The organism is Nesterenkonia sp. F (assembly GCF_000220985.1).
GTDB lineage: Bacteria > Actinomycetota > Actinomycetes > Actinomycetales > Micrococcaceae > Nesterenkonia.
Window position 1 is genome coordinate 1 of the sequence record NZ_AFRW01000086.1, and the last position, 24,799, is coordinate 24,799.

20 protein-coding genes and 2 pseudogenes are annotated in these 24,799 nt (G+C 71.5%); 16 read left to right on the forward strand and 6 right to left on the reverse strand.

Annotated elements, in window-relative coordinates; genetic code table 11:
- The 4 genes and pseudogenes from GU5_RS14515 to GU5_RS17880 form a co-directional block, all read left to right on the forward strand.
- On the forward strand, nucleotides 1-511 hold a 511-nt coding region (locus GU5_RS14515; RefSeq protein ID WP_029514101.1), incomplete at its 5' end, for a phosphoribosyltransferase family protein.
- A gap of 221 nt (nucleotides 512-732) precedes the next feature.
- A complete protein-coding gene (gene hpf, locus GU5_RS0107110) occupies nucleotides 733-1,455 on the forward strand; it encodes a ribosome hibernation-promoting factor, HPF/YfiA family (RefSeq protein WP_010524888.1) in 723 nt (240 codons plus the stop codon).
- A 351-nt stretch (nucleotides 1,456-1,806) separates the two neighbouring features.
- Nucleotides 1,807-4,488, forward strand: a complete 2,682-nt coding sequence (secA, locus tag GU5_RS0107115; RefSeq protein WP_010524889.1) for a preprotein translocase subunit SecA — start codon at nucleotides 1,807-1,809, stop codon at nucleotides 4,486-4,488.
- 114 nt (nucleotides 4,489-4,602) lie between these two features.
- Nucleotides 4,603-4,731: pseudogene (locus GU5_RS17880) on the forward strand (keto-deoxy-phosphogluconate aldolase); the annotation flags it as partial.
- A gap of 47 nt (nucleotides 4,732-4,778) precedes the next feature.
- Here GU5_RS17880 and GU5_RS17585 read toward each other — a convergent pair.
- Nucleotides 4,779-5,426, reverse strand: coding sequence for an Rv3235 family protein (locus GU5_RS17585; RefSeq protein ID WP_010524890.1), 648 nt, complete (start codon nucleotides 5,424-5,426; stop codon nucleotides 4,779-4,781).
- Nucleotides 5,427-5,534: 108 nt separating this feature from the next.
- Nucleotides 5,535-6,653, reverse strand: a complete 1,119-nt coding sequence (locus GU5_RS0107125; protein ID WP_010524891.1) for a LysM peptidoglycan-binding domain-containing protein — start codon at nucleotides 6,651-6,653, stop codon at nucleotides 5,535-5,537.
- A gap of 265 nt (nucleotides 6,654-6,918) precedes the next feature.
- Here GU5_RS0107125 and GU5_RS0107130 point away from each other — a divergent pair, with 265 nt between their 5' ends.
- Complete coding sequence (locus GU5_RS0107130; RefSeq protein WP_010524892.1) at nucleotides 6,919-7,575, forward strand: hypothetical protein; 657 nt, start codon at nucleotides 6,919-6,921, stop codon at nucleotides 7,573-7,575.
- A 9-nt stretch (nucleotides 7,576-7,584) separates the two neighbouring features.
- Here GU5_RS0107130 and GU5_RS0107135 read toward each other — a convergent pair whose 3' ends face one another.
- Nucleotides 7,585-7,803 (reverse strand): helix-turn-helix domain-containing protein, encoded by a 219-nt coding sequence (locus tag GU5_RS0107135; protein ID WP_010524893.1) that lies wholly within the window; start codon nucleotides 7,801-7,803, stop codon nucleotides 7,585-7,587.
- A gap of 277 nt (nucleotides 7,804-8,080) precedes the next feature.
- Here GU5_RS0107135 and GU5_RS14520 point away from each other — a divergent pair, with 277 nt between their 5' ends.
- The 4 genes from GU5_RS14520 to GU5_RS0107155 all read left to right on the forward strand — a co-directional run bounded on the left by GU5_RS14520 (nucleotide 8,081) and on the right by GU5_RS0107155 (nucleotide 17,162).
- Nucleotides 8,081-8,827, forward strand: a complete 747-nt coding sequence (locus tag GU5_RS14520) for a hypothetical protein (RefSeq protein ID WP_050806622.1) — start codon at nucleotides 8,081-8,083, stop codon at nucleotides 8,825-8,827.
- The gene (locus tag GU5_RS14525; RefSeq protein ID WP_010524895.1) at nucleotides 8,824-10,689 is read left to right on the forward strand and encodes an AAA family ATPase; all 1,866 of its coding nucleotides are present in this window, start codon (nucleotides 8,824-8,826) and stop codon (nucleotides 10,687-10,689) included. Before GU5_RS14520 ends, GU5_RS14525 begins: the two co-directional genes overlap by 4 nt.
- Nucleotides 10,690-10,796: 107 nt before the next feature.
- The gene (locus GU5_RS0107150; RefSeq protein WP_010524896.1) at nucleotides 10,797-15,638 is read left to right on the forward strand and encodes an NAD-glutamate dehydrogenase; all 4,842 of its coding nucleotides are present in this window, start codon (nucleotides 10,797-10,799) and stop codon (nucleotides 15,636-15,638) included.
- A gap of 3 nt (nucleotides 15,639-15,641) precedes the next feature.
- A complete protein-coding gene (locus tag GU5_RS0107155) occupies nucleotides 15,642-17,162 on the forward strand; it encodes a sensor histidine kinase (RefSeq protein ID WP_010524897.1) in 1,521 nt (506 codons plus the stop codon).
- A 111-nt stretch (nucleotides 17,163-17,273) separates the two neighbouring features.
- Here GU5_RS0107155 and GU5_RS0107160 read toward each other — a convergent pair whose 3' ends face one another.
- A complete protein-coding gene (locus GU5_RS0107160) occupies nucleotides 17,274-17,522 on the reverse strand; it encodes a WhiB family transcriptional regulator (RefSeq protein ID WP_010524898.1) in 249 nt (82 codons plus the stop codon).
- 424 nt (nucleotides 17,523-17,946) lie between these two features.
- Between GU5_RS0107160 and GU5_RS0107165 the strand changes: the two genes are divergently transcribed.
- Nucleotides 17,947-18,405, forward strand: a complete 459-nt coding sequence (locus GU5_RS0107165; protein ID WP_010524899.1) for a hypothetical protein — start codon at nucleotides 17,947-17,949, stop codon at nucleotides 18,403-18,405.
- Between the two features lie 48 nt (nucleotides 18,406-18,453).
- Here the strand turns inward: GU5_RS0107165 and GU5_RS0107170 are convergent, their stop codons facing one another.
- Nucleotides 18,454-18,876, reverse strand: a complete 423-nt coding sequence (locus tag GU5_RS0107170) for a DUF1844 domain-containing protein (RefSeq protein WP_010524900.1) — start codon at nucleotides 18,874-18,876, stop codon at nucleotides 18,454-18,456.
- A gap of 142 nt (nucleotides 18,877-19,018) precedes the next feature.
- Here GU5_RS0107170 and infC point away from each other — a divergent pair, with 142 nt between their 5' ends.
- The 5 genes and pseudogenes from infC (at nucleotide 19,019) to GU5_RS15895 (ending at nucleotide 22,257) form a co-directional block, all read left to right on the forward strand.
- On the forward strand, nucleotides 19,019-19,660 hold the full coding sequence (gene infC / locus GU5_RS0107175) for a translation initiation factor IF-3 (RefSeq protein ID WP_369750465.1): 642 nt from the start codon (nucleotides 19,019-19,021) through the stop codon (nucleotides 19,658-19,660).
- Between the two features lie 334 nt (nucleotides 19,661-19,994).
- Nucleotides 19,995-20,189 (forward strand): 50S ribosomal protein L35, encoded by a 195-nt coding sequence (rpmI, locus tag GU5_RS0107180; RefSeq protein WP_010524902.1) that lies wholly within the window; start codon nucleotides 19,995-19,997, stop codon nucleotides 20,187-20,189.
- Nucleotides 20,190-20,408: 219 nt separating this feature from the next.
- A complete protein-coding gene (rplT, locus tag GU5_RS0107185; RefSeq protein ID WP_010524903.1) occupies nucleotides 20,409-20,789 on the forward strand; it encodes a 50S ribosomal protein L20 in 381 nt (126 codons plus the stop codon).
- A 295-nt stretch (nucleotides 20,790-21,084) separates the two neighbouring features.
- Nucleotides 21,085-21,954: a TrmH family RNA methyltransferase gene (locus GU5_RS15890; protein WP_369750464.1), complete on the forward strand. Its 870-nt coding sequence runs from the start codon at nucleotides 21,085-21,087 to the stop codon at nucleotides 21,952-21,954.
- A 50-nt stretch (nucleotides 21,955-22,004) separates the two neighbouring features.
- Nucleotides 22,005-22,257 (forward strand): annotated as a pseudogene (locus GU5_RS15895) (RNHCP domain-containing protein).
- 248 nt (nucleotides 22,258-22,505) lie between these two features.
- Here the strand turns inward: GU5_RS15895 and thpD are convergent.
- On the reverse strand, nucleotides 22,506-23,408 hold the full coding sequence (gene thpD / locus GU5_RS0107200) for an ectoine hydroxylase (protein ID WP_010524906.1): 903 nt from the start codon (nucleotides 23,406-23,408) through the stop codon (nucleotides 22,506-22,508).
- Between the two features lie 187 nt (nucleotides 23,409-23,595).
- On the opposite strand from thpD, the gene GU5_RS0107205 reads away from it, so the two are divergent.
- A complete protein-coding gene (locus GU5_RS0107205) occupies nucleotides 23,596-24,783 on the forward strand; it encodes an amidohydrolase (RefSeq protein WP_010524907.1) in 1,188 nt (395 codons plus the stop codon).
- Nucleotides 24,784-24,799: the final 16 nt, after the last annotated feature.

Genomic DNA, 24,799 nt, shown 5'->3' on the forward strand with positions numbered 1-24,799 from the left:
GCTGGGCCGCGCCGTCGAGGCGGCGCTGCGGCGTGCCGGCGCGGCCGAGGACGGCCGTGCCTGCGCGGGCGCGGACGGCGCCCGGCCGCCGACGGAACGGGGGAAGCCGGCGAAACCGGTGGTGCCGGTGGTGCCGCCGCCGTCGGCGACCTCGCGGCTGCGTCGCAGCATCGATCCCGTCGAGCACCTGCTCGCCCGTGCGGGGCGGCCGGCCGCCCCCGGCCTGCTGCGTCGTCGGGCGACCCTCGTCGGGTCGCTGTCCGGGGGCTCGCAGAAGGCTCGCGGCGCGCGGGAGCGCCGACGGCGGCTGGCCGGCAGCCTGCGGGTCCCCCGGCGCGCGACCGCGGCGCTCGCCGGCCGGGAGGTGCTGCTGGTCGACGATGTGCTGACCACCGGCGCGACGCTGGCGGAGATGCATCGGGAGCTCGAGGCCGCCGGAGCGCGGGTGCTGGGGGCGGCGGTGCTCGCGGCCGCGCCGCGGCCGGTCGCGCCGTCGGCGACCCGGTTCTGAGGCCGCCGCCTGGGATCGCGCCGCCCTCGTCGGCGGCTGAACAGGCCGAGGGAGATCCGGCCGGGTGAGGCGTGGATATTCGTCGCGCGGATCGGGTGACGCCGGCCCAGAATCGTCCTAGTGTGGAGTATGGGAATCTTCACGATGGGTCCCATCGCAGCGGCGACGGGACGAGTGGCCCGATCGACCGTTGTGCTGTCATCGGACACGAGGAGGTCACCATGACCCTGCAGGTCAGCTACACCGGACGCAACATCCAGATCCCCGACGCCTTCAAGGAGCATGTCGAGGACAAGGTCGGCAAGATCGACCAGCTCGCCGACAAGGGCCACGAACTCGAGGTGAAGGTCGTCGCGGAGAATTCCCATCGGCGCAGCGAGACGACGATGACCGTGGAGCTCACCGTGTTCGGCCGGGGGAAGGTGGTGCGCTCCGAGGCGCAGGCCGGTGACAAGTTCGCCGCCTTCGAGATCGCGTTCAACAAGCTGACCGAGCGGCTGCGCCGGCAGCGCGACAAGAAGAAGTCGCGGGCCCACGCGCCGCGGCACAACGGCGCTCCGGACGTCGCGACAGCGATGGCCGGGCTGGAACCGGTGTCGACCGATCGCCCGCTGTACGAGCAGGTGCTCGAGGCCGAACAGGCCGACGACGCCCCGCCCGCCGAGGAGGACTGGGACGCGCCGATCAAGATCCGTCGGAAGGTGTTCCCCGCCGAACGGATGAGCGTCGACGCCGCCGTCGACGCCATGGAGCTGGTCGGTCACGACTTCTTCCTCTACATCGATGCCGAGACGGGCCAGCCCTCGGCGGTCTACCGCCGGCGCGGCTGGACCTACGGCGTCATCTCGCTGGACAGCGAGCAGGCGATCGAGGCCCAGGTCACCGAGGAGCGCTCCTACCGTCCGGAGAACGGCACGACCCACGCCGCAGTCGGCGTCGCCTGACCTGAGGACGGGCGCCGGAGGGGCGTCCCGCCGGGGCCCGGACCGCGACGGTCCGGGCCCCGGCGTCCGTCCGGCGGCTGATCCGACGGGACCGGCCGGGACGGGATCCCTGCCGCGTGCCGGGCTCGCGCCGTCCGGCCGACGTCGAGACAGGATGCGGGGAACCTTTAGGCACAGTTGAGACGGACGGCGTAGACTGACCGAGGCTCCCGCGTGGCCCTCAACACACGGCTCGAGTGCGCGACAGCGTCCGGACCGGGCGTCGAGGGCGACGTCGGCGGCGCGCCGGCCGGTGTCGGCGGCGTCGGCGTCGGGGCCGTGCCCCAGTACGAACCTGATGGAGAACCGGCTGTGCCTACTCTGCTCGAACGAATCCTCAAGACCGGGGACAAGAAGATCCTCAAGACGCTGCGGTCGCAGGCCGACGCCGTCAACCTTCTCGAGGACGAGTTCAAGGAGCTGTCCGACGCCGAGCTGCGTGCCGAGACCGAGCGCTTCAAGGAGCGGCATCGCGACGGCGAATCGCTGAACTCCCTGCTGCCCGAGGCCTTCGCGACGGTCCGCGAGGCCGCTGATCGCACGCTGGGCCAGCGGCACTTCGACGTGCAGGTCATGGGCGGCGCCGCGCTGCACCACGGCAACATCGCCGAGATGGGCACCGGTGAGGGCAAGACGCTGGTCGCCACGCTGCCGTCGTACCTGAACGCGCTCACCGGCAAGGGCGTGCACATCATCACCGTCAACGACTATCTGGCGAAGTACCAGTCGGAGCTGATGGGTCGTGTGCACCGCTTCCTGGGGCTGAACGTCGGCACCATCACCAACGACATGCAGCCGGCCCAGCGACGCGAGGCCTACGCCGCCGACATCACCTACGGGACGAACAACGAGTTCGGCTTCGACTTCCTGCGCGACAACATGGCCCAGTCGCTGGACGACCTGGTCCAGCGCGAGCACCATTTCGCCATCATCGACGAGATCGACTCGATCCTCATCGACGAGGCGCGCACCCCGCTGATCATCTCCGGCGCCGCGACCGGCGGCATCTCCCGCTGGTACTCCGACTTCGCGACGCTGGTGACCAAGCTGGAGAAGGACGCCGACTACGAGGTCGACGAGAAGAAGCGCACCGTCGGAGTGCTCGAGTCCGGGATCGACAAGGTCGAGGACTATCTGGGCATCGAGAACCTCTACGAGTCGCGCAACACGACTCTGATCCAGTACCTGAACAACGCCATCCGGGCCAAGGAGCTCTACAAGCGGGACACCGACTACGTCGTCGTCCGCGGCGAGGTCCACATCGTCGACGAGCACACCGGGCGCATGCTCAAGGGGCGACGCTACAACGAGGGCCTGCACCAGGCCATCGAGGCCAAGGAAGGCGTGCAGATCAAGCCCGAGAACCAGACTCGGGCGACGGTCACGCTGCAGAACTACTTCCGCAGCTACGAGAAGCTCTCGGGCATGACCGGCACGGCCGAGACCGAGGCCGCCGAGTTCATGTCCACCTATAAGCTCGGCGTGGTCCCGATCCCGCCGAACAAGCCGCGCCAGCGGACCGACCACAATGACCTGGTCTACAAGAACGAGGTCGTGAAGTTCGACGCCGTGCTCGAGGACATCGTCGAGCGGAACAAGCAGGGGCAGCCGGTGCTCGTCGGCACCGAGTCGGTCGAGAAGTCCGAGTACCTGTCGAAGCTGCTCGCGAAGGCCGGCATCCGCCACGAGGTCCTCAACGCGAAGAACCACGAGCGCGAGGCCGCGATCGTCGCGCAGGCCGGCCGCCGCGGGGCGGTCACCGTCGCGACGAACATGGCCGGCCGCGGCACCGACATCATGCTCGGCGGCAACGCCGAGTTCAAGGCCGTCCACGAGATGGAGAAGCTGGGGCTGGACCCGGTGGAGGACTCGGAGGAGTACGAGGCCAAGTGGCGCGAGGTCTTCGAGAAGGCCAAGGAGGAGGCCGAGACCGAGGGCGACGAGGTCCGGGAGCTCGGCGGGCTCTACGTGCTCGGCACCGAGCGCCACCAGTCGCGCCGCATCGACAACCAGCTGCGCGGACGCTCCGGCCGTCAGGGCGACCCCGGTGAGTCCCGGTTCTACATCTCGCTGACCGACGACCTGATGCGCCTGTTCAATCAGGCCGCCGCCCAGCGGATCATGAACTCTAAGGCCATGGACGATCAGATCCCGGTCGAGCACAAGTTCGTCTCCAGCGCCATCGCCAACGCCCAGCAGCAGCGCGAGGGCCAGAACACCGAGATGCGCAAGAACGTGCTCAAGTACGACGACGTGCTCAACCGTCAGCGCCACGCGATCTACTCCGATCGTCGGCGGATCCTCGAGGGCGACGACGTCCATGAGAAGGTCCAGCACTTCATCGAGGACGCCGTCGGGCTGATGATCGACGAGCACACCACCGCGAACTCCTCCGAGGACTGGGATCTGGAGACCCTGTGGGAGGAGCTCTCCGGGCTCTACCCGATCGCGCTGACGATCGAGGACATCGTCGAGGAGGCCGGCGGCGTCGACCAGCTGACGGTGAAGATGCTCAAGCGTGAGATCATCTCCGATGCGAAGGTCGCCTACGAGAACAAGGAGGACGAGCTCGGCGAGGAGGCCATCCGCCAGCTCGAGCGCCGCGTGCTGCTCTCGGTCATCGACGAGAAGTGGCAGGAGCACCTCTATGAGATGGATTACCTGAAGTCCGGGATCGGCCTGCGGTCGATGGCCCAGCGCGATCCGCTGGTCGAGTATCAGCGGGAGGGCTACCAGCTCTTCCAGACGATGGCCGACACCATCCGTGAGGATTCGGTGCGCTACCTCTTCAACGCCGAGGTGCGCACTGCGTCGCCGCAGGTGAAGGTCGCCGCGCGGCCCGGTGCGGAGGAGAGCACGGGCGACTCCGCCGACCAGCAGGTCTCGGTGCCCGGCATGGAGGATGAGCCGAGCGGCGAGGACGACTCCGAGCTGGAGTACACCGCGCCCAGCGAGACCGGCGACTCGACCACCGAGACCCGCCCGACGCGCTGAGCGCGCGGAGTCTCCGCCCGCGGCACGACGACGGCGCCCGGCACCCTCGAGGGTGCCGGGCGCCGTTCGCCATGCGGAGGCGGGGGTTTCGGCCCGCTCGACGCCTCACCGCTCATCCCGGTCGCCGAGATCCGCGAGCGTGCGCACGCCGGGCCCGTGGCGCGCGCCCTCGCCTCTGACGGCGTGCCCGTCGTCGAGATCACGCTGCGCACTCCGTCCGCCCTGGCGGCCGTCGCCGACGTGGCGGAGGAGGTCCGGCCCCGGATGGAGTCCGCGGTCCGGTACGGAGCTCAGCCCATCTCGAGGGCGACCACGCGCCAGCGGCCGCGGTGGGCCTCCAGACGCATCGCACAGGCGCGGGTGCGGGCGTCCTCGGTGAAGATCACCGAGGCCTCCCAGATTCCGCCCTCGACATGGTCGGCGCGGACCTGCCGGATCTCCAGCGGCCGCGGGGTCGGGGCGGGCGCCTGCTCGCCCGGACCGTCGACGCGGCGCCGGGCCATCAGCTCAGCCCGCTCGCAGACCTTCTGGTAGACGCAGGCCTCCAGCCAGCGCTGCATCTGCCGGACCGGCCGGGCGCCGCTCAGCGACTCCATCGTCGCCTGGCAGACGATGCGCGAGATCGCCACGATCTGCCGCCGCTCCTCGCGCAGTCCGGCCATCCGCGTCGGACGGCGCCGGTCGCCGTCAGCTGCGACGGTCGCGGCGAACTCCGCCGACCCCTCCAGCTGGCGCAGCAGCGTCGGCGTGGCCGTGCTGCGCCGGGCGGCCAGCGGATCGACCGGCGTCGGCCCGGGACGCTCGCCGGCGGGCTCGCCGGCGAGGCGCGCGTCGTGACGGATCAGCGGGTCGCCGTGGGGCATCCGCACGTGGCGCCGCATGCGGCGACGTCCCGGCTCGTCGGCTCCGGTCCGGTTCTCGAGGGCGGTCGCAGTCATCGGCTCGTCCTTTCGTTCGGCCGTCGCGGGCTCTCCGTCGGCGGCGATCGATCGTGCTCAGTCGTGCTCAGTCGGTGTCGGTCGTGGGGCGGGGCGCCGTCCCGGAGCTCAGCTGCGGGAGGGGGCGTCGTCGGGCAGCTCGAGCACCATGCCGGGCAGCAGCTGGGACGGATCGTCGCCGATCGTCGCCCGGTTGGCGGCGTACCAGCGCGGCCATTCGGCCGCGATCTGCGCGTCGGAGGCTTCGTCGCCCAGGTGCTCGGCGGCGATGCTCCAGAGCGTGTCCCCGGAACGGACGACCACATGGTCGGCCTCGTCGGCGGCAGTGCGGACCTGGCCTCCGGTGAGCCGATCCCCGGGCTCGGGGGACGCCGTCCGCTGGGACCCTGCCGGCCGCGGAGTCGTCGGCCCGCCCGTCCCGTCGGACTCCTCGGAGGAACGGCCCGAGGCTCCTTCCGACGAGCTGTCCGACGAGCCGTCCGACGGGGCGTCGGCCTCGGCGGTCGAGGCGTCGTCGGCCGCGTCGTCGGCGCTGGAACCTTCGTCCTCGTCGGCGGACGGTGCGGGAGCGAACAGCGGGTCCGGGGAGTCCTCGAGACGGTCGGCCACCAGCTCGGAGTCCGCGGCCGTCGTCGAGCCGGCCTCCGCGTCCTCGGCGTCGGGGGTCTCGCCGCCGGCGTCGCGATCCTGGTCGTCCTGGGCGGCGGTGGCCGTCGGCATCGTCGTCTGCGAGGTCACGGAGCTCGAGACGCCGGCCACGGTGCCCATGACGGCCATCTGGGCGCCGAGGGCGACCACCAGCGCGCGCCGCATGAAGCCGGGGGAGAGGAGCTCCAGCAGTGCGGTGCCGCGCCGGACGCCGACGCGCCGACTGAGCTGCAGCAGGGCGGTGGCGGCCACTGAGAGTGCGGCGAGCAGGCCCAGCAGCACGCCGAGTGCGACGCACAGCAGGCCGATGAGCTCCTCGACGGCCTGCAGGTCTCCGACGGTGAGCGCCTGCCGCTGCTCCTCGAGGGCCGCACCCCAGACCTGCAGAGTGGACGGCTCCGGCCGCAGCAGGCGGGCCGCGGAGGTCTCGGCGCCGGACATCAGCACGGCGCCGAGCACCAGCAGCAGCGGGCCGCTGACCACGACCAGCAGCGTCAGCACGACGTCGGCGGCGGAGGCCCGCGAGGGGGCGGGGCGGCCGGCGACCGGCGACGGGACCGGTGCATGGATCGCGGACATCGGCGAGCTCCTTCTCCTCATAGGACGGCGACGGTAACTTCCTCGGCGAGCAGCCGTCGTGATGGAGACTGTACACCGATGATGCGGTTTGATGCGATTTGGTGGACATCAGTCCGAATGGAGATATCTGAGCGTGTCCTGGTGATCGTCCTGACGGAGAGGCGTTCGTCCTGGTCAGCGCCGCCGGGCGAGCCGGGAGGGGCCTCGGGGTCGGTGAGGCGCGGATCGCGGTGCGGATGCGTCATGATGTCCACTGCACGGGATCATGCGTGCCTCGCCGCGTCCGGCCGGACGGCGCGCGAGCACCGTCGAGCGCGTCGCCCGGGACCGGGGCGAGGCGGGAGGGGAGGCCGAGGAGATGCGTTGGGATGCGTTGTTCGCCGATCTGGAGGCCCAGTGGGAGGCCGGCGCCGCGGAGGAGCGTGACCGGGAGATCGCCGAGGCGGTGCGCGCCGAGCGCGCGACAGTGCCCTTCGCCGACCGGCTGCGGGCTCAGCGGGGCGAGCGGGTGAGCATGATCGTCGCCGGGGCCGGCTCGATGGTCGTCGACGTGGACACCGTGGGGGAGGACTGGCTGGCCGGCGCGGAGGGGCACGTCGGCGTGCTGGTGCCGCTGGAGGCGGTGCTCGCCGTCGACGGTCTCCCGCGGCGGGCGCAGGAGGAGACCTCGCCGACGCGACGGCGCCTGCGCATGACCAGTGCGCTGCGGGCGCTGGGGCGGGACCGTGCCGTGGTCTCGCTGCTCTCCGCGCAGGCTGACGTGCTGGCCACCGGACTGCTGGCCGCCGTCGGGCGCGACCACGTCGACGTCGCGCGCACGCGTCCCGGCGAGACGCCGCGGGCGCGCGAGGGGCACGGACTGCGCACGGTGCCGCTGTCGGCGATCACGCTGGTCCGCAGTGAGGACGGTCCGGTGATGTGAGGCGGTTCGTCAGGTCGTCGACTCGTGGCGGCGCTGCTCGCGCGCCTGGCGCTGGAGGGCGTACTGGTGCTCGATGTACTCGTCGAGCTTGGCCTCCTCCACGCGCCACTGGCCGCGGCCCCCGACCTGGATGCCCTCGAGCTCCCCGCTGCGCACCAGGCTCCGGGTCTGATCCATCGAGATGTTGAGCACCTCGGCCACATCAGGGAGGGTCAGGAAGCGGCGCATCGGATACCTCCGTCGGGTCGCCGCCGATCGCCGGGGATCGGCGCGTTTCATGTGATTCGTGGTCGGACGATGCGGATCGTTCCGCATTCGTCCGTCGTGATCGATTGTGGCACAGCGGCCGCGACGACGGGATGTTTCATCCACAGGCTCCGTGCCGACCTGGGTTTTCCACAGTCGGCGCTCGACGATGGGTCAGCACCGCCTCCAGTCGTCTACCCTGTCCTGGTGCACAGCCGGGACGGGCGGTCCCGGCCCGGAGAGCGACGCGAGGAAACGCATGACGTCTGAGATGAAGGGGGCGGCCGAAGGGGCCGCGGACCGGCTGAAGCGACCCAGCTGGAAGGACCCGCGCCTGCTGGTGGGGATCGTGATCGTGCTGGCCTCGGTGGCCGGCGTGGTCGCGCTGGTCTCGGCCCAGGACCGCACGACGCCCGTCTACGCGGCCGCGCACACGCTGAGCGTGGGCGAGTCCGTCGACGAGGAGGACCTGCGCGTGGTCAACGTGCAGATCGACGAGGTCCGGGACGATTACCTGCTCGCCGACGAGGAGCTGTCCGCCGAGCAGCAGTTCGTCTCGGTCGTCGAGGAGGGCGAGCTGGTCCCGCGACGGGCGGTCGACGACGCTGATCCGCAGGGACGGCAGGCGATGACGCTGACGGTGGAGCACCCGCTGGCCCAGGCGGTGGAGGCCGGCCGGCTGGTCGACGTCTGGGAGGCCACGCCCGGGAGGATGGCCGGAGACGAGGCCACCGTCGAGCAGCTGACCGCCGGCGCCGAGGTCTCCGAGATCTCCGAGTCCAGCTCCACCTTCGGCGCGCAGTCGGCGCTGGAGGTCGAGATCCTGGTGGATCCGGACCAGGTTCCGGACATCCTCGCCGCCGGCAGCTCCCAGGCCGTCGTCTCGGTGCTCCCCGCGGGTTCGCCGGAGCCCGGGGCCGAGGAGATGGTGGAGGGCGGGGCCGACGAGGGCGCGGACGGTTCCGATGATTCCGGCGGCGGCTCCGGCGGGGAGGGATCCGAGTGAGGCGCTGCTCGGTCGTCACCACCGGACATCTCCACCAGGACCACATCGCCGCGATCGAAGGTCTTCACAGTGACGTCACCGTCGACCGCCGCTGCTCCGATCTGGTCGAGCTGGTCGCCGCCGCCCGGGCCGGGCGCGCCGATGCGGCGCTGATCATCGGCGGCACCGAGGACCTGACGGACAGCCGACTGGCCGAGCTGCACGAGGACGGCGTCGTCGTGGTGGCGATCTCCGACCTCGCCGACGAGCGGCGACGGCTGGCCGCGCTGGGCATCACGGCCCTGCCCGACGAGATCGACGTCCATCTGCTCGTCCCGGCGCTGCGCGGCGAGGAGGTCGAGCCGCCGGAGGAGCTCGACGCCGAGCTCGAGGCGCTGGTCGCCGCCGAGGGTCCGTCGGATCCGGAGGACGGGGGCGGTCCTGCGGGATCGGAGCACCCGGAGGACTCCCCCGAGGCGGAGGCCGGCGACACCCCGCCCGGTCGGGGCGGCATGGACGGCAGCGATCCGGCGGCGGGCGCCGCGCCGGCCGATGCCGGTTCGGGTCCGGCCGCCGATGCCTTCGACGCCGCCGATGCCGCCGGAGCCGACGTCGTCCCCCGAGATCTCGGCGGGGCGGCGAAGGAAGACGGCGACGACGGCGAGGCCTCCGCCAGAGCGACCGGTCCGCGGATCGAGGAGAGCGTCGACGGCCTCGACGGCGGCGAGGCCGATGAGGACGGCGAGGGGTCGGACTCCGAGGAGCCCCCGTCCGAGACGTCCGACTCCCCGGTGCGGGGCATCACCGTGGTCTGGGGTGCGCCGGGAAGCCCGGGCCGGACCACCACCGCGGTGAACATGGCCGCCGAGCTTGCGGGCACCGGACGCCGCGTCCTGCTGATCGACGCGGACACGGTGGCCGCCTCGGCGGCGGTGCAGCTCGGCCTCATCGAGGAATCGGCGGGGCTCGCCCAGGCGTGCCGTCAGGCGGATCTCGGGCGTCTGGACTCCTCCCGGCTGCGGCGGATCGTCACTCTGGTCGACGTCGCCGGCTGGCGCATGCACGTGCTGACCGGACTGCCGCGGGCCGACCGCTGGCGCGAGCTGCGCGAGCGCGGCCTGCGCCAGGTGCTGCGGATCGCGCGGGACGAATACGACCATGTCGTCGTCGACGTCTCCGCCTCGATCGAACAGGACGAGGATCTCACCTATGACACCTTCGCCCCGCAGCGGCATGCCGCTGCGGTGGCGGCGCTGGAGGAGGCCGACACCGTGCTGGCCGTCGGCGCCGCCGACCCGGTCAGCTTCCCGCGGCTGGTCAAGTCCCTGGAGGAGCGGCGGCTGCTGGTGCCGGAGGCGCCGGAGCCGCAGGTGGTGATCAACCAGCTGCGCGCGCAGGCGGTCGGACGGTCGCCGGAGGAGCAGATCGCCGAGGCCTGGGCCCATTGGGGCGCGGCGGCGACGATCATCCGGCACCTGCCGTGGGAGCGCGAGGCCTGCGACGTCGCGCTGCTGCGGGGGCAGGTCCTGGCGGAGGCCGCCCCGGGCTCGGAGCTGCGTCGCGGCATCGCCGCGCTGGCCGGAGTGGTGCTGCCCGAGCGGCGGCGCGGGCTCTTCGGCCGGCCTCGTGGGGGAGAGCGGCGCTCCCGGCGCCGCGCGGCGCGTCGTGGACGGGGCGGACGGCGCAGGGCGGAGTCCTCCGAGTCCTCCGAGGCCGCGTCGGTCGAGGCGACGTCCCGGGATTCGGCCGCCGCGGACGACGGGTCGGCGGGTGCGGGCGACGGCGGCTCCGCCGCCTCGGGGCCGGCCGCGTCGAAGAGCGCGCCGGCGCGTGCGGAGGCCGACACGGACGCCGATACGGAAGCCGGCGCCGAGTCGCGGTGACGCTCGGGCTCACGCGGCGGACGCGATAGGGTGAGGCTCGGAACCTGGACGACGTGGTCCGGCTCCGCACTGCTGAGCCGCGGCACATCCGAGTGAGCGAGGGGCACATGGCCGAGACAGTTCTCTGGACGCGCGACGACTCTGAGGTGGAGACGCTGCGGAGCGCATACTTCGCGCACGTCGCCTCCGACGATCTGCGGACGGTCAGCCGGGCCGACCAGCGGGTCCGCGTCGAGGAGCATCTCCGCCTGGCGGGCAGGCGCACCGATGCCGCCCCGGAGGCCGCCGTCGTCGTCGGCGAGCGGCGCAGCATCGCCATGGTCGTCACCGACGACATGCCCCACCTGGTCGACTCGGTCACCGCCGAGGTCTCCCGGCACGGCCTGGCGATGTCCTTGGTGGTGCACCCGATCGTGCTGACCACGCGGGAGGCGACGGCCGGTGAGCTGCTCGCCGTCCGCGAGGTGCCCACCGCCCAGCCGGGGATGTCCTCCGGCGACACGCAGACGCTGCCCGACCTCGCCGCGCTCGTCGACGACGAGTCCCGTCGCACCGCCGTGGAGTCCTGGATCGCCGTCGACATCGACCATCCGATCGACGAGGCTCGGGCCGGCGAACTCACCGAGGGGCTGCGGCGGGTGATCGGCGACGTCGCCGCCAGCCACCGTGACCAGGACCGGATGGCCGGCCGCGCCCGCGGCGCGGCGGGGCTGCTGCGCGAGAACGACAGCATCGAGGAGTCCGCGGAATCGGCGGACCTCCTCGACTGGATGGCCGACGGCAACTTCCTCTTCCTCGGCTACTGCGAGTACGTGCTCGACCGCGACTCCGCCGACGGCGCCCAGCTCGTCCCGCAGCCCGACAGTGCGCTGGGGATCCTCGCCGAGCGTCATGGACTGGAGGCGCTGCATCGTGAGCCGGCGTACGAAGGGGGCCCCGGGGCCCCCGACGGGGAGCCTGTCGCGGAGACGGAGCGGGAGCGGGCACTGGTGATCACCAAGGCCAACATCCGCTCCACCGTCCGGCGCCGGACCTACATGGACTACGTCGCGGTGAAGACCTTCGGCTCCGACGGCTCCGTCGCCGGCGAGCGGCGCTTCGTCGGGCTGTTCAGCCAGCGTGCCTACACCCAGTCCATCGTCAACATCCCGCTGCTGCGTTCGCGCGCCGACCAGCTGCTGCGCCGCTCGGGCTTCAGTCCGGAGTCGCACTCCGGGGCCGATCTGCTGCAGATCCTGGAGACCTACCCGCGCAACGAGCTGCTGCAGATGGACATCGAGGAGGTCGAGGACACCGCCTGGCAGATCCTGCAGCTCCAGGAGCGGCGGCGGATCAAGCTGTTCCTCCGCAAGGACCTCCATGGACGATTCATGACCGCGCTGCTCTACATGCCCCGCGACCGGTTCAACACGGCGGTGCGGCTGCGCGTGCAGGACGAACTGATGCGGCACATCGACGCCGAGTCGATCGACTTCAACGTGCGGCTGACCGAATCGGTGCTCGCGCGGCTGTTCTTCCGCATGCGGCTGGCCGACGACGCCGCGGAGATGGCGCTGAGCGTCGAGGAGCTCCAGGCGAAGCTCGCCCGGACCATCCGCTCCTGGGCCGAGGGCATCGCCCAGGAGGCGGCGGAGAGCCGTTCCGAGGGGGAGGCCGAGCGCATCGCCGCGCGCTGGGGCGAGGCCTTCCCCGATGACTACCGGGTGCTCTACGAGGTGCCCGACGCGCTGGTCGACATCGCCGAGCTCGAGCAGCTCGAGGCGCATCCCGAGGACGGCCCGCGGATGCAGTTCTATGCGCCGGGCGGCGAGGATCCCGCCGACATGCGGCTGAAGCTCTACCTGACCGAGCCGAAGACGCTGACCGAGACGCTGCCGGTGCTCGACGACTTCGGCCTGTCCATCCTCGACGAGCGGTCCTACACGCTGACCTGCGGCGACGGATCCGTCTTCCATCTCTACGACCTGGGACTGGGGTACCCGGAGGGACTCGACGCGGACTCCGTGGACATCGGTCTGCTGGAGGAGGCCTATTCGCACGTGCTGCGCGGCACCGCCGAGTCCGACGTCTTCTCCCGACTGGTGCTGCGCCTGGGGCTCGACATCCGGACGGTCACCGTGCTGCGGGCCTACGCGAAGTACATGCGCCAGCTGGGCAGCGCGCACTCCTACGACTTCCTCGCCGAGACGCTGCGGCAGAACCCGGAGGTCGCCCTCGCGCTGGTGTGGCACTTCGAGGCTCGCTTCGACCCGACGCCGGCGGAGGACCGCGAGGAGCTCATGGAGCGGCGTCGTCAGGAGGTCCTGGACGCCCTCGAGCAGGTCCGCACCCTCGACGCCGACCGCGTGCTGAGCACCTTCCTGAACCTCATCGACGCCACGGAGCGGACCAACGTCCATCAGGGCCATGTCCGGGTGGCGCTGAAGATCGCCCCGGACCGCGTCGACTCGGCGCCCGAGCCGCGGCCGGCGCACGAGGTCTTCGTCTACGCCCCCGACGTCGAGGGCGTGCATCTGCGCTTCGCCAAGGTCGCCCGCGGCGGGCTGCGCTGGTCGGACCGGCAGGAGGACTTCCGCACCGAGGTCCTGGGGCTGGTCAAGGCCCAGATGGTCAAGAACGCGGTCATCGTGCCCTCCGGGGCCAAGGGCGGCTTCTACCCCAAGCAGCTGCCCGACCAGTCCGTCGGCCGCGCCCAGTGGATGGAGGCCGGCAAGGCGGCCTACCGGACCTTCATCCGCGGACTGCTCGACGTCACCGACAACCAGGTCGAGCGCGACGGCGTCATGGAGATCGTCCCGCCGCGCGAGGTCGTCCGCCACGACGGCGACGACCCCTACCTGGTCGTCGCCGCCGACAAGGGCACTGCGACCTTCTCCGACACCGCCAACGAGATCTCGCAGGAGTACGGCCACTGGCTCGGCGACGCCTTCGCCTCCGGCGGCTCGGTCGGCTACGACCACAAGGAGATGGGCATCACCGCCCGCGGCGCCTGGGAGTCGGTGAAGGCGCACTTCTCCGAGATGGGTCACGACACCCAGTCCGAGGACTTCACCGTCGTCGGCATCGGGGACATGGCCGGCGACGTCTTCGGCAACGGGATGCTGCTCTCCGAGCACATCCGCCTGGTCGCCGCCTTCAACCATCTGCACATCTTCATCGACCCGGACCCCGACGCCGCGGCGAGCTTCGCCGAGCGGCGGCGGCTCTTCGCCGAGCGCCCCTCGGGCTGGGACGCCTACGACGAGAGCCTGATCTCGGCCGGCGGCGGCGTCTTCTCCCGCACTGCGAAGACCATCCCGATCAGCGAGCCGATGCGGCGGCGCTTCGACCTGCCCGCCGACGTCGAGCAGATGACCCCGCCGGAGCTGATCGCCGCGCTGCTGAAGGCCCCGGTCGACCTGCTCTACAACGGCGGCATCGGCACCTATGTGAAGGCGGCCGAGGAGAGCCACGACGACGTCGGCGACCGGGCGAACAACGCGGTGCGCGTCGACGGCCGGCAGCTGCGGGCGAAGGTCGTCGGCGAGGGCGGGAACCTGGGGCTGACCCAGGCCGGCCGCATCGAGGCCGCCCAGCAGGGCGTGCGGCTGAACACCGATGCGATCGACAACTCCGCCGGCGTCGACTGCTCGGATCACGAGGTCAACATCAAGATCCTGGTCGACCAGCTGGTCGCCTCCGGCCACCTCGACGCCGCCGAGCGGCCCGAGCTGCTGCACGGCATGACCGAGGAGGTCGCCGAGCTGGTGCTGGAGACCAACCGGGCCCAGAACGTGGTGCTGCTGACCGACCGTCACCGGCTGGGGGACTGGTCGCCGAGCTTCCACCGGCTGATGGGCTGGCTCGAGGAGAGCGTCGGACTGGACCGCGAGCTCGAGGGTCTGCCCACCGACGATCAGCTCGCCGCCCGGCGCGACGCCGAGGAGCCGCTGACGTCTCCGGAGCTCGCGGTGCTGGTGGCCTGGTCGAAGATCCAGCTCAAGGGCGCGCTGGTGGAATCCTCGCTGCCCGACGACGAGTGGTTCACCGCCACGCTGGAGGAGTACTTCCCGTCGGCGCTCACCGACCGCTTCGCCTCGCAGCTGCCGCGTCACCCGCTGCAGCGCGAGATCATCGCCAACGAGGTCGCCAACGACGTCGTCGACATGGGCGGAGCGACCTTCGTCTTTCGCGCGATGGAGGAGACGTTCGCGACCGAGGAGCAGGTCGTGCGGGCCTTCGTCGCCGTCCGCGAGCTGTTCCGGCTCGGGGAGTTCGACGCGGCGATGCGCGAGCTGCCGGTCAGCTTCCCGCGCGACGAGTGGGCGCACACCTACCTGGACATGCGCCGGCTGCTCGATCGGGCGGTGCGCTGGTTCGTCAATCATGCCGCCCGCGGCACCTCCGTGCAGGAGGACGTCGAGGCCTTCGCCGAGCACATCCGGCCGCTCTACGGCCGGCTGGAGGAGCACCTGCGCGAGGAGGACCGCCGTCGGGTGGCGGCCAAGCGCGAGGCCGCCCGCTCCGCCGGGATGCCCGAGCAGCTGGCCGACTGGGTCGGCGAAGTCTTCGAGAGCTTCTCGCTGCTGGACATCGCGGCACTGTCTGCCGAGCTGGCGGTGGACTCGGCCGACGTCGCCGACGTCTACTTCGCCGTCTACGCCGAGTTCGACATCGACGCGCTGCTGGTGCGCATCACCGACCAGCCGCGCCGGGACAAGTGGCAGGCGCTGGCCCGCGGCGCCCAGCGCGACGAGCTGTACCGGGCGGTGCGCGAGGTGACCGAGTCGGTGCTGACCACCACGGAGCCCGGCGACGCCGAGACGCGGCTGCTCAGCTGGCGGGAGGCCCATGAGGCGAAGATCAGCCGGGTGGAGAAGCTCGTCGACGAGGTCAACCAGGTCAGCCGCGACAACGTCGCCTCGCTGACCGTGCTGCTGCGCCACCTGCGCGGGATGATCGGGGCCTGATCAGTGGCGGTCTTCGACGATCCTCTGCGGGGGCACCGGCATCTGCGCGACGGCGACGCCGACCACCTGCATCATCTGGTGGGGGACTGGCAGATGCTGGCCGACCTGGCCTTCTCCGATCTGGTGCTCTGGTTCCCGCCCACGGAGGCGGGCTTCGTCGACGAGGAGCAGCGCTCCTTCATCGCCCTGGCCCAGGCCCGGCCGTCGACCACCCAGACGGTGGTCCACCGGGACGTCGTCGGCGACCGGATCCGGGCGGACCTGAAGCCGATGGTCGCCCGCGCCTGGAAGCACCAGGTGGAGACCAACTCCTCCGACCAGGGGATGCCCGCGCCGGCGCGGATGCGCGTGCAGGCGGTGCCGGTGCTGCGGGGCGGCCGCACGCTGGCGGTGGTGACCCTGCACTATTCGGTGGCCGCGCTGCGCACTCCGTCGCGGCTGGAGTTGACCTACCGGCGCTGCGCGGCGGACCTGCTGACGATGATCGTGCAGGGACGCTGGCCGCAGGGTCCCTACGAGTTCAACAGCTCCGGCGGCGCGCCCCGTGTCGGCGACGGGCTGCTGCGCCTCGACGCCGAAGGGCGGATCTCCTTCGCCAGTCCGAACGCGATCTCCGCGCTCTCGCGTCTGGGGGTCGCGGACTCGCTGGAGGGCCGGTCGCTGGCCGGCATCGGCGCCGAGCTGCAGCGGGCCACCGGGGTGACCGTCGACGAGACCCAGCCGATGCTGCTCACCGGGAAGAGGGCCAGCCGCACCGAGCTGGAGGCCCACGGCGCCGTGGTCACAGTGCGCTCGGTGCCGCTCTACCGTGACGACGAGCGCTTCGGCGCCCTGGTGCTCTGCCGCGACGTCACCGAGCTGCGCCGTCGGGACCGGCAGCTGATGAGCAAGGACGCCACGATCAAGGAGATCCACCACCGGGTGAAGAACAATCTCCAGACGGTCTCGGCGCTGCTGCGGATGCAGTCCCGTCGGATGGACGGCGAGGAGGGCCGCGGGGGGCTGCGGCGGGCGATGCGCCGGGTCGAGACGATCGCGATGGTCCACGACTCGCTCTCCAAGGGGCTGGAGGAGAGCGTCGACGTCGACGAGCTGATGCGCCGACAGCTGCATCTGGCCGCGGAGATGGCCCAGTCGGAGCGACCGGTGGTCACTCGTCTGACGGGCAGCTTCGGGCAGCTGCCGCCGGACATGGTCACGCCGCTGGCGCTGGTGGTCACCGAAGTGGTGGCCAACGCCGTCGAGCACGGGCTGGGGACGCTCGACGACGACGCGCCGCTGACCGTCGAGCTGCGGGCATCGCGCTATGCCGACGCCGCAGGACGGCGGCGGCTGGATCTGGAGATCGTCGACGACGGCGTCGGCGTCCCGGAGCAGGACTGGACGCCCGGCCTCGGGCTGCAGATCGTGGAGACCCTGGTCCGCGGCGAGCTCTCCGGAGGCATCGAGTGGGTGCGCGGCGAGGGGCAGGAGCCCCGGCCGGGCACGAAGGTGGTGCTCCACGCGCCGCTGGTCTCGGGCTGAGCGGCGCGTCGCCGGCGCATGGGAAGACCCCCGTCGCTCGAGGCGGCGGGGGTCTTCACCCGTGCGGCGGCCGCGGGGCGGCCGGAGAGCTGCTCGGCGAGTCCTCGCTGATCAGGAGGCGCGGCGGGCGCGGGCGGCGCGCCGCTTCAGCGCACGCCGCTCATCTTCGCTCATGCCGCCCCAGACGCCGGCGTCCTGGCCGGTCTCCAGGGCCCACTGCAGGCAGGTGTCCAGCACCGGGCAGCGGCGGCAGACGCTCTTGGCCTCCTCGATCTGCAGGAGAGCCGGACCGGTGTTGCCCACCGGGAAGAAAAGCTCGGGGTCCTTGTCCAGGCAGGCGGCTCGACTGCGCCAATCCATGCGAATCACTGCTCCTAGGCGCCCACTCGGGGCGAGATCACTCGGGTGTCAGGCTGTGGCGGGACCTCGACCCGAGACCGTGAAGTCGCCAGGGAGGCGGTGCCGCCGACCGGGGCGCAGAGAAGCTCGGATGCGGCCGCGGGCACGACCGCACAGGTGCAACGAGGCGATGCGGGGACTGCGCTCCCGGATCAGTACGTGTTCAAGGCTGACACGTTAACAAGGTGCAAACAAGATCCCCGATCCTGGAAATCTGCTCGGAACCATGTGGAATTACTCACAGCACAGACGAGGTTTCGCGCGGCTCCGGGCCGGCGCGCGCCGCGCGCCGCCGAGCCGCTCGTGCCGGGGATCAGCCGACGTCGGTCGATTCCCGGCAGGGCGTCGCGGCGCGGAGCGGTCCGGTGCATGGTGCAATGGATCCATGGCCTCAGAGGACTCCATCCAGCCCGACTTCCACGCCGACGGCCGGCCGCGACCCTTCACCCGGGCGCGGGCGCGACCGGTCACGGTGTGGCTCCTGTTCCTCATCCTCTTCGTCCAGGGGGCGGCCACGGCCTTCACCTCACTGGGGTCCTTCTTCGGCTCCGAGGCCCAGGTGCTCGACGCCGTCGGCGCGGCGGTGATGCTGGTGGTATATCTGCTCGCCGCCGTCGCGCTGGTGCTGCTGGGCTTCGGCCTCTTCCAGGGAGCGCCCGGGGCGCGCACTCCGGCGATGGTCATCGAGCTGCTGCTGGTGATCGTCTCGGTGAGCTACCTGGCCCAGGGCGTGCTCGTCATCGGGCTGCTGCTGATGCTCCCGGCGGCCGCGGCGCTGGTGCTGGGCTACGTCGGGCCCACCCAGCGCTGGCTGGAGGCCGGCCGCCGCGACCGGCGGCGCTGAGCCGCTGGTCGCGGCGGCGACCGGCGTCGTGGACGGCGGGCGCCGTGGTCAGCTGACCGGGCCCGTCCACTTCTCGCCCGGGCCCTGGCCCGGGGCGTCGGGCACCGAGGACTCCTCGCGGAAGGCCAGCTGCAGCGACCGGAGCCCGTCGCGCAGGGGCATCGCATGCTGCGAGCCGACCTCCGGGGCGGCGGCGGTGACCAGGCCGGCCAGCGCGGTGATCAGCTTGCGCGCCTCGTCCAGGTCCTTCATGGCCGCCGCCTCATCGTCCTCGGCCAGTCCGGTCTTCACCGCTGCGGCGCTCATCAGGTGCACCGACACGGTGTTGATCAGCTCGACGGCCGGCACCTCGGCGATGTCGCGAGCCTGCTGGTCGACCGCCTGCTGCAGGCCGTCGGCGGAGGAGGCCTCGGCCGCCGCCTCGCCGGCCGCGTCGGCGGCGCCCTCCCGGTTGTTCTGCTCACTCTGCATGCTGGTAAGCTTGTCATAGTCTGGATGTGCGCGCGACCGCGATCGCGGCACCCCATCGACACCACTGCCATCGCCTCACACAGGAGCTAGACAGATCAGCGAACCACGCATCAACGAACGGATCCGTGTCCCGGAAGTCCGCCTGGTAGGGCCTCAGGGGGAGCAGGTGGGCATCGTCAGGATCGAGGATGCCCAGAGACTCGCCTCCGAGGCGGATCTGGACCTCGTCGAGGTGGCCCCTCGCTCCAAGCCTCCGGTCTGCAAGCTGATGGACTTCGGCAAGTGGAAGTACGAGGCCGCCGTCAAGGCGCGCGAGTCTCGGAAGAACCAGACGGCCACGGTCCTCAAGGAGGTCCGCTTCCGGCTGAAGATCGACGAGCACGACTACGAGACGAAGGTCGGCAACGCGCGTCGCTTCCTCAGCGCCGGCGACAAGGTCAAGGCGATCATCCAGTTCCGCGGACGTGAGCAGCAGCGCCCCGAGATGGGCGTGCGGCTGCTCCGCCGCGTCGCCGACGATCTCGAAGACCTGGGCGCCGTCGAGTCGACGCCGCGCCAGGACGGTCGCCATATGGTCATGGTGATCGGCCCGTTGAAGACCAAGGCTGAGAACAAGAAGCAGCAGGCCGCCGAGGCCGCCGACAAGGACGACGCGGAGAAGGACAAGGGCGAGTCCCGCCGGGCGCGCAAGAACAAGGAGCGCGTTTCCACGGAGCCGAAGGACGCCAAGCCGCTGTCCAACTCGATGGCCGACTACCTGCCGGACGAGCTGAAGGACCTCTGAGCCCGACCCTCCGGGGCGGGGACGGGGCATCGACGGGTCGGGACCCGGGGACACTCGGATCCGGGCCCGTCCGCGTCCCGGGGAGGACGTCGCGCCGATGATGGCGTAGACTGTCTCTTCGGGTTCTCGGCAGGCCCTGCGTCCGCGTGCGTCCGCCTCGACGGGCGACGACTGAGGCCGCGAGCCTGCCGATCCTCTGACAAGGGGGCCGTGGGAGCGCCGCAGGGTCGACGACGTCGGCCCGGCGATCCCGGACGGCCCCACCTCTGTGCCGCCGTCGGGCATGGCCCGACACAGGCGCAGCAGGTCCGGACGATGTAAGGAGAACGGCACCATGCCGAAGATGAAGACCCACAGCGGGGCCAAGAAGCGCTTCAAGCTCACCGGCTCCGGCAAGATCAAGCGCCAGCAGGCCAACCGTCGCCACTACCTGGAGCACAAGTCTTCGCGCCTGACGCGCCGTCTGGCCGGTGACCAGATCGTCACCAAGGCCGACGAGAAGCGCATCAAGCGCATGCTGGGCATCTGAGCGTCCGTTCCCCCGGACGGCGGATCCCGCCGTGCCGGCGCCGTCGTTCCGCGGCCTCGCCGCGGAACCTGAGGCCCGGCCGCATCCTCACAGCGAACGAAGACTGACAGCCCCCGCCGCCCCGACGCGGTCGCGCCGCCCGAAGCATCCGGGCCGGAGCCGGCGCCGGACGGGCGGGGGAGCACGGGGCTCGGCCCCGACGACTTCAAGGAGAATCACGTGGCACGTGTGAAGCGGGCGGTCAACGCCCACAAGAAGCGCCGCAAGGTCCTCGACCGGGCCTCCGGCTACCGCGGTCAGCGGTCCCGCCTGTACCGCAAGGCGAACGAGCAGCTGCTGCACTCGTTCACCTACAACTACCAGCACCGCAAGAAGCGCAAGGGCGACTTCCGCCGCCTGTGGATCCAGCGCATCAACGCTGCCGCCCGTGCGCACGGCATGACGTACAACCGCTTCGTCCAGGGCCTGAAGGCCGCCGGCGTCGAGGTGGACCGTCGCATGCTCGCCGAGCTGGCCGTCTCCGACGCCCAGTCGTTCGGCGCACTGGTGGAGACCGCGCGCAAGGCCCTGCCGCAGGACGTCAACGCGGCCCGCGCCTGAGTCGCCCGACTCTCGCAGCATCTGCGGCCGGCCCCGCTCGACGCGGCCGGTCGGACCACGGCGCCCGTCCCCTGCTTCGGCAGGGGGCGGGCGCCGTCGTCGTGCTGGGCGACCGCCCCGCCGCACACCCGCGCCAGTGAGGAAGAATGGACGCCATGATGGACACCGATGTGCTGACCAACCCCGGCGCCGACCGGGTGAAGAAGATCGCCGCGCTGGCCACTCGAGCCGGCCGGCGGAAGCAGGGCCGCTTCCTGGCCGAGGGTCCGCAGCCGGTGCGCGAGGCGCTGGCGCTGTGGCTGCGGCGCTGGGAGGACGGCGCCGACGTCGGCCCGCTGCCGCAGCTGGACGCGCTGTTCTTCACCGCCGAGGCGCTCGAGGCCACCCCGACGTCCAGGCGCTGCTCGACCGCGCCCGCGGACTGCTCTTCGACCCGCAGGACCCGGTGCCGCGCGCCTCGAAGTTCTTCCTGCGGGAGGCCACTGCGGAGGTGCTCGCGACGATGGGCGACGCCGAGACCTCCCAAGGGCTGGTCGCCGTCGGGCGGATCCCGCGAGGGAACGACGTCGGCGGGCTCGAGTCGGTGCTCGCGGGCTGGTCCTCGTCCGGACCGGTCCGCCGGCCGGACGGCTCTTCCGCCGTCGTCCAGCAGGACCACGAGCCGGCGCGCCTGGCCGCCGGGCTGCTCGGGCTGAAGGACCCGGGCAACGTCGGCACCATCATCCGCACCGCCGACGCCGCCGGAGCCGGCGTCGGCGTGCTCGGCCCCGGGACCACCGATCCCTGGGCTCCGAAGGTGGTCCGTGCCGCGGCGGGCTCGCACTTCCATCTGCCGCTCTTCGTCGGCATCGACCCGGGGGATCTCGTGACGTTCGTCCGCGCCCAGGGCACCCGGGTGCTCGCCGCCGACGGCGCCGGCGAGCTCGCTCTGACCGACGTCGAGCGTCCCGGCGAGCCGGCGCTGTGGCTCTTCGGCCACGAGGCCCACGGGCTCAGCGAGGGGCAGAAGGCGCTGGCCGATGCCCGGGTCTCCATCCCGCTCTACGGTCGGGCCGAGTCGCTGAACGTCGCCACGGCGGCCACCGTCTGCCTGTACTCCACAGCCATGGCCCAGCACGCCGGAGCGCCGCACGCCGGCGAGGGCGGCGGGGGAGCGGACCGGTGAGTCGCGAGGCCGAGAACACCGGCTTCGACTGCGGCCACTGTCGGCGGCGCGTGTCGCGGCAGTCCGGCGGCAGCTACCGCAATCACTGTCCGCACTGCCTGTGGTCCCGCCACGTCGACGTCGCCCCCGGCCGATCGGGCCGCCGACTGCGGTGCGGTGATGGAGCCGGTCAGCGTCGACCACTCCGGCAAGAAGGGATTCGTGCTCATCCACCGCTGCACCGTCTGCGGAGCCGAGGACCGCAATCGGCTGGCCCCCGACGACGACATGGACCTGGTCATCGAGCTGCAGCGCCCCCGCTGAGGCGGACGCGGCGCACGAACCAGTGATGGCCCCACCTGCGCACGAGGTGGGGCCATCGCCCTGCTCATCTCACTGAGACCTGGTGCAGTGCATCCCAGCTCAGCTCCTTGAGCCGTGTATGCGGTTGTCAGCTCCGGCCGCGTCGCATCGTCGGACGCATGCGGAGGATGCCCGGTGAGGCAGGGTGGCGACGGTCTCGCCGTCGTCGATCGCTCGGCGCAGGTCAGTCGGCGTCGATCGGTCGACGATCAGCGGCCGGCCGGGGTGAAGTCCGTGCTCGCGATGTGCTCCGGACGCGGCTTCGGCGCGGCGAAAGGTTCCACGCAGGTGTTCTCCACCGAGTTGTAGACGATGAAGACGTTCGACCGCGGGTACGGGGTGACGTTGCCGTTCGAGGCGTGCATGCAGTTGCTGTCGAACATCACCGCGCCGCCGGCGGGGCCTTCGAGCACGTCGATGCCGAAGCGGTCGGCGAACTCGGTCAGCGTCTCCGGGTCGGGGACGCCGGCTCCCTGCATGACCAGCGACTGCTTGTGGTTGTCCTCCGGCGTCTTCTCCTGGGCACTGATGTAGTGCTTGTGCGAGCCCGGCATGATCATCAGCGGGCCGTTGTAGGAGTAGTTGTCGGTCAGCGAGATGGAGATGGACACCGCCCGCGGCGTGGGCATGCCGTCCTCCGCGTGCCAGGTCTCGAAGTCCGAGTGCCAGGTGAAGTCCTTGCCCACGAAGCTGGGTTTGTAGTTGATGCGGCTCTGGTGGATGTAGACGTCCGAGCCGAGGATCTGCCGGGCGCGGTCGACCACGCGCGGGTCGTTGGCGATCTTGGCGAAGATCTCGTTGCTGCGGTGGATGTCGAAGATGGAGCGGACCTCGTCGGACTTGGCCTCGACGACGGTGCGCTCGTCGGCCTTGACCTCGGGGTCCTCGGACAGCCGCTTCAGCTCGGCGCGGAAGAGCTCCAGCTCCTCGCCGGTGATCAGCTCGTCGATGGTCAGATAGCCCTTCGCATCGAAGCCGCGCAGCGTCTCGGCGTCCATCGGGCCCTGCTCGGCGCTGCCCTGGACCACGGGGTCCCGGCGCTCGATGACGCGAGTGCGCTCGCCGTCGCGGGTGGGGTAGAGATCCGTCACGTCCTGGACGGTCGTCGTCATGTGGTCGACCTCCTGTCTCGTCGCAGACGTTCCATTCGTGTCGAGTCGACGGCGACCAGGCTCCCGCTGCGGGGTCGGCTCCGTGGCCGCCGCCACTTCCGGACCGTACCCAGGAGTCTGTCGGACTGCAACTGCGCTCGTCCGTGAAGCTGAGCCGCGTCCACTCAGGATCGGGTAGGCTCTATACATGGTTGCTCCACGGAACTACGTCATCACCGGTGCTCGCATCGTCCCCGTCACCGCCGAGCCGTTCCACGGCGCGCTGGTGGTCACCGACGGACGGATCGCCGCGCTGGGCCCCGACGTCGAGGTCCCGGCCGGCCACGAGGTCGTCGACGCCTCCGGCGGCTGGGTTCTGCCGGGCCTGGTCGACGCGCATGTCCACCTCGGCGTCCACGAGGAGGGCGAGGGCTGGGCCGGGGACGACACCAACGAGACCACCGACCCGGTCACCGCCGCCGCCCGGGCGATCGACGCGGTGAATCCCGACGACCTCGGCTTCGACGACGCGCTGGCCGGCGGCGTCACCAGCGTCAACGTCAACCCCGGCTCGGCGAACCCGATCGGCGGACTGACGGTGGCGCTGAAGACCCACGGGCGCCTCGTCGACGAGATGGTGCTGCGCTCGCCCGCAGGGCTCAAGGCCGCGCTCGGCGAGAATCCCAAGCGGGTCCACGGCGAGCAGAAGCGGACGCCGAACACTCGTCTCGGCGTCGCGCTGACGCAGCGGCGGGCCTTCTCCGCGGCCCGGAGCTGGATGGCCAAGCCCGAGTCGGAGCGCGAGACTGACCTGGTCTCGGAGGCCCTGGCACAGGTGCTGCGCGGCGAGATCCCCTGGCGGCAGCACTGCCACCGCGCCGACGACATCGCCACGGCGCTGCGCGTGGCCGACGAGTTCGGCCACCGGCTGGTCCTCGACCACGGCACCGAGGCGCATCTGATCGCCGACGTCGTCGCCGCGCGCGACGTGCCGGTGCTCTACGGGCCGATGATCGTCTCGCGCAGCAAGGTCGAAGTCCGCCGGCGCAGTCCCGCCGCGCCCGGCATCCTCGCCGCGGCCGGGGTGAAGGTCTCGCTGATCACCGACCACCCGGTGGTGCCGATCGACTTCCTCGTCCACCAGGCCGCCCTGGCGGTGCGCGAGGGGATGGATCCCGCCGAGGCGCTGAAGGCGGTCACCATCCATCCCGCCGAGGTGCTCGGCGTCGCCGATCGGGTCGGGTCGCTGGAGGTTGGCAAGGACGCCGACGTCGTGCTCTGGTCCGGAGATCCGCTGGACACCCGCAACCGGGCGCTGCGCACGTGGATCGACGGCGCGGAGGTCTACACCTACGACCAGGACTCCCGGGAGGGCCGGGTCCGCGCCCGTCGCTGAGGTGGACCCTCGTCTC